The organism is Rhizobium tibeticum (genome assembly GCF_900110205.1).
GTDB lineage: Bacteria > Pseudomonadota > Alphaproteobacteria > Rhizobiales > Rhizobiaceae > Rhizobium > Rhizobium tibeticum.
On record NZ_FOCV01000014.1, the window covers coordinates 112,911 to 126,251 of the forward strand.

Consider the following 13,341-nt stretch of genomic DNA (forward strand, 5'->3'; position numbering starts at 1 on the left):
GCCAAAGCGGCAAGATGTCATCAACCGGTGATATTTCTCAGCCATAAAGACGGCGAGGCAAGCAAGCGCTCTCCGTCCCGCCGCACCCCTTGCGGAGAACCGCCTGAGCGATCTCGTTACGCTCCCTTGGCTTCCTCGACATGCAGTGAAGTGTATCCAGTCATCACATGCCTTGACCCAGCCGGGCGGCGCCGTCCGCGCTGCGTTCGCCTTGGGCCGGCTTTCGAGCCGGCCTTTCCTTTTCAATGGCAGTAGACTCTGCCGCTCTGGCGTGCCCGGAGATCGAAGTGGAAATGGTTCCAGTGCTCCGGATTGCTGCCGGGTCCGAGCACCGTATTGAAATACTTGCAACTGTCGCTGCGCACGGCCTGCAACAGCCGGCCCTCCCGGAACGAGAACAGCCCTTTCTTGCGCACGTCGATCGCGTGACCGCTCTTCAGGACGAATTTGCCGACATCGATTGCGTTGCCGCGGGCATGCTCGGACATCGGGTTGTAGCGCTGTCGGCTGTTGTTCATGCGGCGGCAGCTATATCCGCCGAGAGGCTGAATGGTCTTGATGCCGGACCAGTAGCGAAAGCGGGCGGAAGGCGCGAGTTCGTTCTTGACCCATTTGGCGAAGGCGAGCGTCACCTGGCAATTCAGTGTCACCGCTGGCCGGACGCCGATATTGCCGGAAAGGCCCTGCAGGGAAATCGGATACGGCACCTGGCAGGCGGGCCCGTTCGAGATCGGCGGCTTCTCGGAATAGACGACGCCCATCCGCTTCAAGTCGCGACGGCAAGCAAGCTCCGAGGCCGGCATCACGCTCGGATCTGCGGGGGCGGCCGGTTCACTCATCATCGGCGCGGTCGGGTCGTTGGGTCGCAGCATGGCGACCTGCTGTTCCTCGTTCTCTTCCGGCACGCGCGCCGGCGCGACCACCGGCCTTCCATCAGTCCATACAGGCGCGTTGCCCATCTGCGCCTGCGCAGCCGGCGCGGGGATCCGCGCGCCGTTGAGCTGGGTGGGATTGTCGGTACCGATGCCATCGACAACGGGCTGATCGGACTGGCCCTCGGCGATCTGTTGCTGTTGCTCCTCGGCAAGACCGACGACGGGTTCGGCTCCAAGTTCAGCGTCCATATTGACGCCGCCGGCAGGCACGGCGAGCTGCTGCGTGCCGCCCCAGGTCGAAGGCTGGTTGCGAAGAGAGCCGGCCGCGCCCTGTGCGCCCGCCATTGCCTCGTCGCTATCGATCATCGGCAGTCGCCCGGCCTGCGCAGGCGCTTGAAGCGTTTGCGATTGGCTCTGGCCGCGGCGTTTTCCCGTTCCGGCAAGATTGGGCGTGTTGAGGTAGTCGACGGATCCGGCAGCATCACTGACCGGCGCATTTGCTGCCGGATAGGCCTGTTCACTCGGTGCCATCTGCATCCGCGCAGCAGGCGCGCGACGCTCAGGCGGAGAGATCGACCCCACCCGTGTGCCATTGTCTACGTCGCCGGGTGGAATAAGGCCATCGGTCGAACATGTTACCAGTGCCGTCGAGAGCAGCACTGGCAGCACGTATTGCCGAAGAATGGAAACAAACGCCATGCTCTCATCGCTTCCGAGGAACGGCAGGGATCTAAAACTTACGCCGAAATTTAGTGAAGAACGGTGAACGAAAGCTTACCTGGATTGCTGCCGCCCGCGTCTGAGCCCGATATCGAGCCGGAACAGCACACGCAGGCCCGAGGCAGAAACGCTTGCCCGGACGCGCAGATGTTCCGGTTTGGGCATCGTTTCGTTCGACAACGCAACTTGCTGCACAATGGACAGAACGAAATCTTAAGTCATTCCAACGATTGTAGGATTTGGATCGTCAACCGTTGGGCCGGGCATGAAGCTCCTCGCTACTCTCGCCAAGATCGCTGCTCGCCTGGCACCATCCCGGCGTGGCAGCCAGACTGTCATCGAGGCGCTTCAAAGTGCCGTCGCCGAAAAAGAACAGCAGCTCGAACAGCAGGCGATTGCCCTCGCCCACAGCCGAAAGATATTCGATCGCTCATCCGAAGCCGCACGGATCGGCGTGTGGGAATGCAGCCTGCCGGACAACCGGCTTGTTTGGACCAAGATGGTCTATGATCTCTTCGACGTGCCATACGAGGCCGATCTCGATCGCGCGGAAATCTTGAAATGCTATTCCAACGAGTCACTTGCCGAGCTCGTACGGCTGCGCAGCCGCGCGATCCAGGAGCAGAGCGGCTTTACGCTCGACGCGGAGATCGTGACACCCAAGGGCAATACGCGTTGGATCCGCATCACGGCGACCGTCGAATGTGAGGGCGATGTCCCTGTCCGCATCTTCGGCATGAAGCTCGACATCACGGCCGAAAAGATGATGTTTGACCAGATCCGCTATCTCGCCGAATTCGACATCCTGACGGGCCTGCCGAACCGGGCGCAGTTTCAGACTGCCGTGCAGCGCCTGCCACTGCGCTACATCAGTGGCAGCACCGCAGCCCTGCTGCTCATTGATCTCGACGGCTTCAAGGGCATCAACGACACCTTCGGCCACCAAGCTGGCGACGAGTGCCTCAAGGAAACGGCAGAGCGGCTGCTGGCAGCGTGCAAGGGAGCAGACCTCGTGGCCCGCATTGGCGGCGATGAATTTGCGGTCCTTGTCAGCGGCTACGACAGCGCCGCAAGCGTTGCCACGCTCGCTGAGACCGTCGTCCATTGCCTCAACCGCTCGGTCGAGCGGGACGGCGCCAGAATGCATGTCGGCGCGTCCGTGGGCGTCGCCTTCTTCGATGCATCAATGAACTCCAACATCTTTGTTTGTGCCGACTCTGCACTCTACAAGGCCAAGGCTGACGGCAAGAACCGCTTCCAGGTCCACGAGATTCCCGCGTGTATCGACAATCCAAAGATGGACGCTGCCTAGCCTCCTGCTCGCGCTTGGGGCTCAGGAGGTAAGGCTGGCGAATCCTCGTCTCTGGTCTATGATGCGAGCGCGCTGCCTGAGGTCGTTGGCAGCGCGGCATGGAGGTTCATATGGAAGACGGCAAATTCTCGGTCGGCACAGGAGCGATCGACATCGCGCTATTGATCGGCCGGCTGCTTCTCGCCTGGATCTTTCTGCACGAGGGCGTATCGCTGGCGCTCAATTTTTCGGGGGCCGTCGAGATGGCTGCCCAATTCGGTTTGAGCGTTCCACTGCTTGTAGCAACGATTGCTCTCCAGATCGGCGCCGGCCTATCCATCGCCACCGGGCTTTTGACCCGCATCGGCGCCTCCGCCTTGGGCCTATTTTGCGTCGCAACTGCCACGCTTTTCCATACCAACTTCAGCGATCAGAACGAACTGCTTCATTTCGAAAAAGATCTGGCCATCGCGGGCGGCATGTTCGTGCTCGCCGCCGCCGGAGCCGGCACTCTCTCAATCGATCACTGGCTAAGGGGTCGCGGGCAGTAGTGCCGGGCTGTACTGGACGGCGACTGGCATGCGTCCCGTCGCAACCGCGACACGACAGGTCACTATGCGGTTACACGGGCGTCGCGCCGCTCTGCCCGATAGGCTCTCAAGATCGCATCGACCGCCTTCGCCGCTTCGGCAGCGTTCGTCTGGTAATTGGTAACTGATAGGCGCATGACCTGCCTGCCGCGCCATGTCGCGGCGCCGGCAAACAGAGCGCCCTCGCGCTGCAAGGCGCCGATCGTTCGCTTGGTGAGCTCGTCGGCCTGCTCAGGCGGCAGGTCCGCTCCGAAGCGCACAATCACCTGATTGAGGAGGACATCGTTGCCAATCGCAATTCCCGGTTCCCCGGCAAGCGCCAGTGCCATGCCTGTCGCAGCGTCGCATGCGCCGTCGACCACGGCCTCGACGCCGCTGCGCCCGAGATGCCTGATCATCGCCCATGTGGCAAAGCCGCGCGCGCGCCGCGACAGCTCCGGCACATAGTGCGAGGGATCGCGCTCGCCCTCGCTGGCAAACGGCAGATAGCTCGCCGAAATGGTCATGGCCCGCCGGTGCGCGAGTTCGTCGCGCACGATCGCATAGCCGCAATCATAGGGCGTCTGCAGCCATTTGTGCCCATCGGTGGCCCAGCTGTCCGCCTGCTCCACGCCGGCGGTTAAATGACGCCGCCGCGCCGAGGCCTGCGCCCAGAGGCCGAACGCCCCATCGACATGCACCCATGCGCCCTTCGACTTGGCAATCGGGATCAAGTTGCCGAAATCGTCACAGGCGCCTGTATTGATCTGCCCTGCCTGGAGGATCGCTATGCAAGGGCCAGAGACATCGGCAACCGCCTGCTCGAACGCCACCGGCACGATGCACCCCAGATCATCCGTCGGGATCCGCACCACGCGATCGTGGCCGAGGCCGAGAAACTGCAATGCGGAGAACACCGTCGTATGCGCATCATCGCCGATCAGCACCGTGATCTGCGGCGCTCCGAACAGTCCGTTGGCATCGACATCCCAGCCTGACCGTAACAGCACCTCGCCTCGAGCGGCCGCAAGGCAGGTGAAATTCGCGACGGTCGCGCCAGTGACAAAGCCGACAGAACAGCCAGCGGGAAGTCCAAGCAGCTGAAGCAGCCAGCGCGCGCCTACTGTTTCAGCGGCGGCCGCCGAAGGCGACGCCGTATGGTTGCCGGCATTCTGTCCCCACGCGCTCGTTAGAAAATCGGCGGCAACTCCCATCGGGTGAGAGCCTCCGATGACCCAGCCGAAAAAGCGCGCGCCGGTCATCAGATGCAATCCCGGCTCCGCCGTCGTCACCAGTTCGTCGAGCACGTCGACCATCGGTGATGACTGTTCAGGCAGGGGGGCGGCAAAGGCCTCCACGGCGGTGGCATAGTCACGCAATGGACGATGGGGGCGACTGTCGGCCGTGTCACGAAAGCGCACGGCATGATCGGCGGCGATTGAGAACAATTCCTTCGTGCCCATTGCATCCGCCTCCCCACATCGCGCTGCCAAAGCATGCGATGGCGGAGAATAGCCTGAACTCTGTGGCGGTACCAGCCCGACGGCTAAACGCACCGGTGACGTGGCCTCAGAGCGTCAGCCCCCGAGGCTGCGAAATGCCGTGGGCGCATCTCGTTTCTCGCTGCCGTAGAGTTCATTCATGATTTTGGCGACCTCGACGGCGTGGCCTTCAGTCAAGCCATGCAATATCTGCCCGCCGAAGGACGCCGGCTCTTCAGTCTGGTTGTCCCACACCATCCAGAGATCGAGCGGGTCGCAAATGACGTCGTAACGTTGATCGGAACTATACATGGGTAAATTGCCTTACGAACCCAACCCGCTTAAGCCCCTACTATTAACGCGCCCTTGCTTCGGACTCCCAATTAGCGCGAGCGATTTCTTGTCCTGATGATCGGGAAGCCCAAAAAATACCAGGACAAGGCAGTTCCCAAACCCACCGGCGCGATCGCACCGATGTTGCCGCCGCGCAGCAGGCAGGCCAGAAGCCCCGCGGCCACCCCCACGATCACCAGATCGATTAGGCACGGCCGCGATTCGGATGTTGATTTCTCTCCCATGATCTCGGCTTAGGTCATCCGCCGGGGTTGAAAAAGGCCTTGCCCCCGAGATACCTAACAGAGTCTGAATATCAGTCGCAACGTCTCCCTGAGAGACGTCCGAAGTACCAATTTGATGCACCTGCCGCCGCTGGCGCAGAACAAAACTGACGCGCCCTCATTTATCGCGCCGGAACGCTGCCCGTGACGATCCGATCCGTCTTCATCACGTCCATCTGCGGCCAGTTGGACGCGGCCTCGCTCGCCGGGCGACTGCCGACCGCCAGAATTGTGATCAGACCAGCCACGATGGCGGTAAGAAGCAAGCCGCTGTAGGTCATTGTTTCGAGCCTCAATGCTGTGGTTTCCCAGCCACTGCGGCGCAAACTGATACGAGACGCTGAATGAAGGCCTAATGAACATGGTTAACGCACAGCGTTTCCCTGTTTGAAACACGATCTGTGGATAACTAGTCGCCTTCGCCCGTCTGCACGGACTGCTCCTCGAACAGCTGCTTCAAAGCGTTGACCCGCTCGCGGTCGATCTTCGCGTCCGTCACGGCGATCCAGCCATCGATATAGTGTTGCGGGGCATAGACGTGGCCGTACCCCATCGGAGAGCTCGTTGCGATCGCCATATCGACCAGCAATTGCAGCATCGTCAGCGCCGGAAACCAACGCAGGCTCGGCGAAACATCTGGCCCGCGCGGACGCCTCATCCATGCCGGCTCCCGATAGAAAGAATAGGGATCGAAGAACGTCACGGCGTCGCTGGCATACTGCAGATAGACGATGCGAATGGGTCCCCAGTCTGCGCCGGGAATATCCAACTGGTTCGTCTGGTTGGTGAATCGGATGAGGGATCCGTCGCGAAACTGCGGCAACCACGCAGGTGATTGGGGATTGCGCGCGGCCGTCACGTCTCGCCACATCTTGCTTTCAAAAGGCGGCCCGCTCCACAACGCCCCCTGGAACGGATCCGCCACGATGTCGAAGATATCCGCAGAGACTTGGGAATTCAGTGCCCCAAGGCTGAGGCCGTGCAGGTAAAGCTTCGGTCTCTCGTCCCGCGGCAACGTTGTCCAGTAGCCGTAGACCTCGCGAAACAACGCCCGGGCGGACGCCGAACCGTATTCCGGTTCGACAAGCAGCGACAACCAACTTGTCAGATAGGAATATTGAAGCCCGACGCTCGCCACATCCCCGTGACACAGATACTCGAGCGTGTCCATTGCCTCCGGGTCGATCCAGCCGGTTCCCGTCGGAACGATGATGACGAGGAACGAGCGTTCGAATGCGCCTTGGCGCTTCATCTCTTCGAGTGCGAGCTTTGCGCGCTCCTCGATCGTTTCTGCGTTGTTGAGGCCCACATAGGTTCGCAGCGGCTCGCGCGCCGGCGTCTTCCAGAAATCGCCGATTTGCGCGGCTGTCGGCCCTGACACGATGAAATTGCGGCCCTGACGCCCAAGGCCTTCCCAGGCGACAAGCGAGGCGGCGCTTCCGGTCTTTGCCGGATCGCCCGGGATAGGAACGCCGTCTTCCAGAAGCGCATCGACCCTTTGGAATGAACTGTCGGCAAGATGCAACGCCGCACGCAGGAGCACGCCGTCTACGACAGACCAGAAGAGGGCGATCGCAAGGACACCCCCGGTCAACTGCGAGACGCGGCGCGGCACGAAGCGCGACAGCCACTCCGACAGGAACAGACAGGTGAGCCGGAACAGCCGACCGATCAGAAGAGCAACGAAGAAGGCGACGGTTGCGACAAGCGCGACGCTGAAAGGCTCAGCCGTATCGACGCGCTCCATGTGCCACAAGTCACGGATCGAATTCTGCCAGCCGGCAGCGCGCCAAAGGACGACCACCGACAGCACAACACCAAGTCCGCAAACGATCAGGTTGCCGGGCAGTCTGCGTCCGCTGGCGACCGGCAGCTCCAGGTATTTCCACAGCCAGGTAAAGGTTACCCCGAAAAGATACCCTACGGCGGCGGCGATGCCGGACAGCGCGCCTTGAATGAAGAAGGAGCGCGGCATGAGGCTCGGCGTCAGCGACGCGGCAAAGAAAATGAAGCCAAGTGCCAACCCCGGGGTCGAAAGCGACACGAATAGGCGCAGCAGCAAATGTCTCATGCGTTCCCTCTCATTTGCTTCTCGCGCCTGTAACGACCGCCCATTTGCAGTTCGTGACTTTGACATCCCCCATCAGCGCGAAATCGAGATGGTTGAGATATTGGAGAACGACACGTCCCCATCGGTATCGAAGCCGGTAAGGGATCCGTTGCCCTTCAGGAAAGCCGCCCCGGCCGCGATCGACAACAAGCAGAAAACGATGCCGAACAAGCCCGTGCACGGGAAGCAAGGCGAGAATCGAAGCATTCGTGGGCGCCCCAATTGCGGATGCCATGCACGTTACTATCTGAAAGCGCAAATTCAAAGGACGCAACGGGCAGGTAGGCATCACGAAAAAGGTCCCCCGTGGCGTCGCCCGGGAGACCCTCGATCTATTCTGTTAGTCAACTAATCAGGCAGCGCGGGACATCCGTCCTGCACCATTGCCACGGGCAGCGCGCAGTCTGAAATTGGCCAGCAAGGTGCTCAACTGCCGGCTTTCTTCGGCCAGTGTGTGGCTTGCAGCCGTCGTCTCCTCCACCATCGCGGCATTCTGCTGCGTCATCTGATCCATGTGGTTGACCGAGGTGTTGATCTCGTTGAGCCCCGTGGCCTGCTCGCGCGCTGCCGTCGCGATCGAGGCGACATGGTTGTTGACACGATTGACCAGCTCCTCGATTTCGAGCAGCGCATCACCAGTAGAACGCACCAGCGTTACTCCGTTTCCGACTTCGCTTGCCGAGGTGCTGATGAGTACCTTGATCTCCTTTGCTGCGTTTGCGGAGCGTTGAGCAAGTTCACGTACTTCCTGTGCGACCACCGCAAAACCGCGACCCGCCTCGCCTGCCCGTGCCGCCTCGACGCCGGCATTCAGCGCCAGCAGGTTCGTCTGGAAGGCAATCTCATCGATGACGCCGATGATCTGGCTGATGCGGTTTGATGAGTCCTCGATCCGGTTCATCGCGGTGACCGCATTGCGGACGATCTCGCCCGACTTGCCGGCGCTGGTCTTGGTTTCGGCCACCATCTCGCGGGCTTCCGCCGCACGTTCCGAAGCAGTCCGCACGGTCGCGGTGATCTCGTCGAGTGCCGCCGCCGTCTCTTCAAGGGCGGCCGCCTGCTGCTCGGTACGCTTCGACAGATTGTTCGTGGCTGCACTGATATTGCCGGCGCTGTCGTTGACGACACTGGTCGATTCCGCGATCGCCTGGATCACGCCGTTCAGCGCGTCGACGGCTGAGTTGAAGTCGGAACGCAGCTTGGCGTAATCGTCGCCGAGATCGCCAATCGACACGGTCAGGTCACCGGCGGCAAGCTTTTCCAGGCCTGCCCCGAGCGACTGGATCGCAAAGGACTGGCGATCGGCTGCCGAGCGCCAGTTGGCATCGTTGCCGCGACGCTCCTCCTCGATCTGCAGCTGGTGCTGGCTCTCGCGATCGCGCATCAGGGCACGCTCGCGGACGGAATCACGCAGCACAAGCAGGGACTTCGCCATTGCGCCGATCTCGTCACGCCGCTCGTGATCGACGATCTCGCCGGCGTCGCGTTCATCGGCAATGGCGTTCATCGCACCCTTCAGCCGAGCGATCGGCGAGGTCACGCTGCGTACGATCCCGAAGGCGACGCCGATGATCACGATCGCGCCGATAAGGCAAGCCCCCGCGGCCCAGATCGCGTTCTGGCGATAGAGCGCCGCAAGGTCGTCGGCATAGACACCGGTGCCGACCACCCAGCCCCAGGGCTCGAAGCCGACCACATGAGAATATTTGAGCACCGGATCGGCCGCGCCCGGCTTGGGCTAGTAGTAATCGACGAAGCCTTCGCCACTCTTCTTCACGGTGTTGGCGAACTGGACGAAGATGAACTTGCCGGTCGGATCCTTGTTCTGGGACAGGTCCGTTCCGTTCAGCTCCGGCTTGATCGGATGCATGATCATCGTCGGGTGCATGTCGTTGATCCAGAAATAGCCATTGCCGCCGTAGCGCATGGCTGAAATCACCTCCTTCGACGCGGTCTGCGCCTGCTCCCGCGTCATGGCGCCGGACTGTTCCAGCTTGTAGTATTTCTGGAAGATGGCGATCGCCGTCGCATCCATCTGCGCAAGACCATGCTTGCGCTCGCTCTCCAGCTTCGCGTGCGAATAGTTGAGGAAGAAGGTGATGGCGAGCACCAGAATGGTCAGCGCCAGCCCCACGAGAGAATAGAGGCGAGTGGAAATCTTGACGTTACGCATTGAGCCCCGGCAGTTCAGAATTTGAGAATAGTCAAATACTGCAATGCGAGCGTTACCGGATCGTGAACTTTAATTAGAATTTACTGAACTGCCGCAGCGTGAGCACGTTCGCCACCACCGCATCTCTCCAACGCAAAACATTGATTTTTATTGGCAAGTCACGATCCGTGCAAACCGCGCTAGGTAAGATCTCATAGAACTATGGTAGCAGGTGCGGCGACCAACGCACCGTCTCTAGACAGCGCCGCGTTTCGCTTCAACGGCATCTGCGCTACGGTCCTTCGGAATCGCCATCTATATGCTGAAGAGGAACCTTGCATGACCGACAACGCCAAGCCGAGTGGCGCGCTGACCCTTCGCACCGTGGCGATGCCCGCCGACGCCAATCCGGCGGGTGACATTTTCGGTGGCTGGGTCATGGCACAGATGGACCTTGCCTCGGGCATCACCGCCTCCGAGCGCGCCAAGGGCCGTGTCGTCACTGCGGCCGTCAAGGAGATGGCCTTCGCCCTGCCGGTGAAGATCGGCGATACGCTGTCGGTCTATACGACGATCGAAGCCGTCGGCCGCACCTCGATCACGCTCTCGGTCGAGGCTTGGGCCACGCGCGCCCGCTACAACAACATGGAAAAGGTGACAGCGGCGACGTTCATCATGGTTGCGCTCGACGAGAGCGGAAAGCCCAAGCCAGTTCCCGCGGAGTAGGCCATGGAAACGGTCGCCTCGCCGGAGGTCTTTCTCCACATCAAGGTGGTGATGGGGATGGTGATCTCGCTGAGCCTTGCGCGGCTGCTGACCGGCATCGCCGGTATCATCCAGCATCCGGGAAAGGCCAAGCCCTATGTCGTGCATCTCGGTTGGGCGGCCTCCATGTTCCTCTTCATCATCCACATCTGGTGGTGGGAGTACCGGCTGCAGGCCGTGCCCGTGCTGCATTTCGGCATCTACCTGTTTCTCGTCTCTTTCTGCTGCCTGTTCTTCATGCTCTGCGCCTTGCTCTTTCCCGTCTCGCTCGACGAGTACGGCGGCTACGAAGAGTATTTCTACTCCCGCCGGCGCTGGTTCTTCGGCACGCTCGCCCTCACCTACGCCGTCGACATCGTCGACACTGCGATCAAGGGCGCCGACCACATGCACTCCATCGGCTGGGAGTATCCGGCGCGCAACATCGTCTATGTCATCGTCTGTGTCATCGCCGCATGGACGGCAAACCGCCGCTTCCACACGGCCTTTGTCTGGCTCAATCTGGTCTATCAGGTCAGCTTCATCTTCCGCATCTACGACATCCTCGGGTAACAATTCGCAACTTTTTGGTTGCTAATTCATCGCGAATATGCGATTTGAAAGGCAACCAGGAGGTTGCTGATATGTCTGACCGCATTGAGAAGATCATCGAACTGAATGCGCCGGTCGAGCGCGTCTGGAAAGCAATCACCGATCACCGCGAATTCGGCGAATGGTTCCGCGTCCAGCTGGACGGCCCCTTCGTGCCGGGCGAGAATTCGACCGGTCACATCACCTACCCCGGCTACGAGCACATTCGCTGGCAGGCGACCGTCAAGCGCATGGAAGAGCCCGAACTGTTTTCCTTCACCTGGCATCCCTACGCCATCGATCCGGATGTCGACTACTCCGGCGAGCCGCCGACCCTGGTCGAGTTTCGCCTGGAGCCGACGCCATCGGGCTCGCGCCTGACAGTCACGGAATCGGGTTTCGACAAGGTCCCGCGGCATCGACGCGAGGAAGCCTTCCGCATGAACGACGGCGGCTGGGCCGAACAGATGAAAAACATCAAGGAATACGTCGATCGCTAACGTCGAATTCCACCGCGGGAACGCGGCAATCCTGTTCGCCGCGCTGGGGGACCCGACGCGCCTGTCGCTGCTGACGACCCTCAGCGACGGGCGCGAACGCTCGATATCAGGGCTTTCAGTCGGTACCGCACTCACCCGGCAGGCGGTGACGAAGCATCTGCACGTGCTGGAACAGGCCGGCCTGGTCCGCTCCGCCAAAGTCGGGCGGGAAAGCCACTACGCCTTCCAACCCGATCGGATCGGCGAGATGCGCGCCTATCTCGACAGCGTCTCGCGACAATGGGACGACGCCCTCGCACGCCTTCGCGCCTTCGTGGAGCGGTAGATCTGCCTCGGCGTGCAGGAACAGCATTTGCTTGTCGAGCTGAGACCGGGACCATTCCGCCCGTTAAGTCGCCCGTAATTCCAGACCGTTAGCCGCGGAAGGATGCGCCTATCGCGATCAGGGGAAAGCCGATCACGTTGGTTCCAGGTCAGGGTTTCGCTAAGCCAGACCATCGAGAAACCGGAGAAGACGAGCAGCGTGAATCACTTCCTGGATCGTCTTCAGCTGCGCCGTCGCGCTCGGCGGCAAGCTTCTCGCGGATATGATCCGGCCCGCCTGCCATGCGTCGAGCGAACGGCCGTTCGGGGTCGACAAGGCGCCAAAAGGGGAGCGCTGTCGTCATGGCTGATGCGTACCAGATGCCGGTGCACGGTCACCGGGCAGCACGCATCCGCTCCGTACGTCGCCGCGAGTGCGCGCCTTACATCCGCGATATCCGACAGATGGCCCGGCCGGGCGGCGCGCAATTCGTCGGCGACCATCGTCTCGCTCGGGATCAGCATGCTCTGAATGGAATTTTTACCCTTGCGCCGCGTTTTGATCAGCGGAAGCTCCTCCACGACTCACCTCTTCAAACCGTTTCCAAGGAAAACGAAGAGCAGCGCCGGGATCCGCTGCTCCTCATCTGGTTCAAGACGGCATCCCACCGCCTCAGCTCAGCTTCCTGCGCCGCTCCAGCTCTGCCGCGGTGGGTTGCTCGAATTCGAACGAGCCGGTGACGATGTCGCCGCTTCGGACATATTTGTTCACCGTGACGCCGGAGCCGGAGACCTTCGAGCTGACGAGTTTCAGCGCGCCCGGAAAGGCGCCGTCGCCGAACAGTCTCTTGCCTTTGCCGAGCACAACGGGAAAGAATGAAATATGCAGTTCGTCGACCAGGTCGTTTTGGAACAAGGTCTGCAGGAAGTCGGTCGATCCCTGCGTCAGGAGATCCGGGCCATCGCTGCTCTTCAGCGCCTTGAGCACGCCGACGACGTCGTGACAGAGCACTTGGCTGTTCTGCCAGCTGAGCTTCAGGTTCGGGTTACGGGTCGCGACGTACTTGGTGATCCGGTCGAACAGCGGACCGATCGGGTCGTCGGCAGCGACATAGGGCCAATGCGCGGCGAAGATGTCATAGGTCTTGCGGCCGAGCAGCAGATCGAACGGATTGGCGAACATCTCGCTCACGGCCTCTCCCATCGCCTCGTCAAAATAAGGGGCGGCCCAGCCGCCATACTTGAAGCCGCCGATCGGGTCCTCATGCGGGCCGCCCGGCGCCTGCATGACGCCGTCGAGACTGGCGAATGCACCTGTGATGATCTTTCTCATGTCTACTCCCCTTCGTGGGCCTCTTCGCAGCCCGCCTCAGATGTCAAGGACGTCC

General features: G+C 61.2%; 13 protein-coding genes and 2 pseudogenes. 6 read left to right on the plus strand and 9 right to left on the minus strand.

All coding sequences use genetic code 11. The features are described 5' to 3' along the window. Positions 1 to 242: 242 nt before the first annotated feature. The gene (locus BSG20_RS17095; protein ID WP_072376819.1) at positions 243 to 1,574 is read right to left on the minus strand and encodes an extensin-like domain-containing protein; all 1,332 of its coding nucleotides are present in this window, start codon (positions 1,572 to 1,574) and stop codon (positions 243 to 245) included. A 286-nt stretch (positions 1,575 to 1,860) separates the two neighbouring features. Here BSG20_RS17095 and BSG20_RS17100 point away from each other — a divergent pair, with 286 nt between their 5' ends. Both BSG20_RS17100 and BSG20_RS17105 read left to right on the plus strand, forming a co-directional pair. Further along, on the plus strand, positions 1,861 to 2,907 hold the full coding sequence (locus BSG20_RS17100) for a GGDEF domain-containing protein (RefSeq protein ID WP_072376817.1): 1,047 nt from the start codon (positions 1,861 to 1,863) through the stop codon (positions 2,905 to 2,907). Positions 2,908 to 3,017: 110 nt separating this feature from the next. Then, positions 3,018 to 3,437, plus strand: a complete 420-nt coding sequence (locus BSG20_RS17105) for a DoxX family protein (RefSeq protein WP_072376815.1) — start codon at positions 3,018 to 3,020, stop codon at positions 3,435 to 3,437. A 62-nt stretch (positions 3,438 to 3,499) separates the two neighbouring features. On the opposite strand, the gene BSG20_RS17110 is transcribed toward BSG20_RS17105, so the two are convergent. From BSG20_RS17110 to BSG20_RS17130, 6 genes and pseudogenes are all read right to left on the minus strand, one after another. Further along, positions 3,500 to 4,918, minus strand: coding sequence for a pyridoxal phosphate-dependent decarboxylase family protein (locus BSG20_RS17110; protein ID WP_072376813.1), 1,419 nt, complete (start codon positions 4,916 to 4,918; stop codon positions 3,500 to 3,502). A 114-nt stretch (positions 4,919 to 5,032) separates the two neighbouring features. After that, positions 5,033 to 5,248 (minus strand): hypothetical protein, encoded by a 216-nt coding sequence (locus BSG20_RS17115; RefSeq protein WP_072376811.1) that lies wholly within the window; start codon positions 5,246 to 5,248, stop codon positions 5,033 to 5,035. A gap of 71 nt (positions 5,249 to 5,319) precedes the next feature. Then, positions 5,320 to 5,514, minus strand: coding sequence for a hypothetical protein (locus BSG20_RS17120; RefSeq protein ID WP_072376809.1), 195 nt, complete (start codon positions 5,512 to 5,514; stop codon positions 5,320 to 5,322). 161 nt (positions 5,515 to 5,675) lie between these two features. Further along, positions 5,676 to 5,849 (minus strand): hypothetical protein, encoded by a 174-nt coding sequence (locus BSG20_RS36500; protein ID WP_156139889.1) that lies wholly within the window; start codon positions 5,847 to 5,849, stop codon positions 5,676 to 5,678. A 113-nt stretch (positions 5,850 to 5,962) separates the two neighbouring features. Next, positions 5,963 to 7,624, minus strand: a complete 1,662-nt coding sequence (locus BSG20_RS17125; RefSeq protein WP_072376807.1) for an alpha/beta hydrolase — start codon at positions 7,622 to 7,624, stop codon at positions 5,963 to 5,965. Between the two features lie 391 nt (positions 7,625 to 8,015). Next, positions 8,016 to 9,836 (minus strand): annotated as a pseudogene (locus BSG20_RS17130) (methyl-accepting chemotaxis protein). 318 nt (positions 9,837 to 10,154) lie between these two features. Between BSG20_RS17130 and BSG20_RS17135 the strand changes: the two are divergent. From BSG20_RS17135 to BSG20_RS17150, 4 genes are all read left to right on the plus strand, one after another. Further along, positions 10,155 to 10,541, plus strand: coding sequence for an acyl-CoA thioesterase (locus BSG20_RS17135; protein WP_072376805.1), 387 nt, complete (start codon positions 10,155 to 10,157; stop codon positions 10,539 to 10,541). Between the two features lie 3 nt (positions 10,542 to 10,544). Continuing rightward, the gene (locus BSG20_RS17140) at positions 10,545 to 11,132 is read left to right on the plus strand and encodes a hypothetical protein (protein WP_072376802.1); all 588 of its coding nucleotides are present in this window, start codon (positions 10,545 to 10,547) and stop codon (positions 11,130 to 11,132) included. 71 nt (positions 11,133 to 11,203) lie between these two features. Further along, positions 11,204 to 11,650 (plus strand): SRPBCC family protein, encoded by a 447-nt coding sequence (locus BSG20_RS17145; protein WP_072376800.1) that lies wholly within the window; start codon positions 11,204 to 11,206, stop codon positions 11,648 to 11,650. Continuing rightward, positions 11,643 to 11,975 carry an ArsR/SmtB family transcription factor gene (locus BSG20_RS17150; protein ID WP_280142195.1) on the plus strand — a complete coding sequence of 111 codons (333 nt, stop codon included), beginning with the start codon at positions 11,643 to 11,645 and terminating at the stop codon, positions 11,973 to 11,975. Before BSG20_RS17145 ends, BSG20_RS17150 begins: the two co-directional genes overlap by 8 nt. 88 nt (positions 11,976 to 12,063) lie before the next feature. Here BSG20_RS17150 and BSG20_RS38645 read toward each other — a convergent pair. Further along, positions 12,064 to 12,209 (minus strand): annotated as a pseudogene (locus tag BSG20_RS38645) (DMT family protein); the annotation flags it as partial. A 417-nt stretch (positions 12,210 to 12,626) separates the two neighbouring features. After that, the gene (locus BSG20_RS17160; RefSeq protein ID WP_072376796.1) at positions 12,627 to 13,286 is read right to left on the minus strand and encodes a dihydrofolate reductase family protein; all 660 of its coding nucleotides are present in this window, start codon (positions 13,284 to 13,286) and stop codon (positions 12,627 to 12,629) included. Between the last annotated feature and the right edge of the window lie 55 nt (positions 13,287 to 13,341).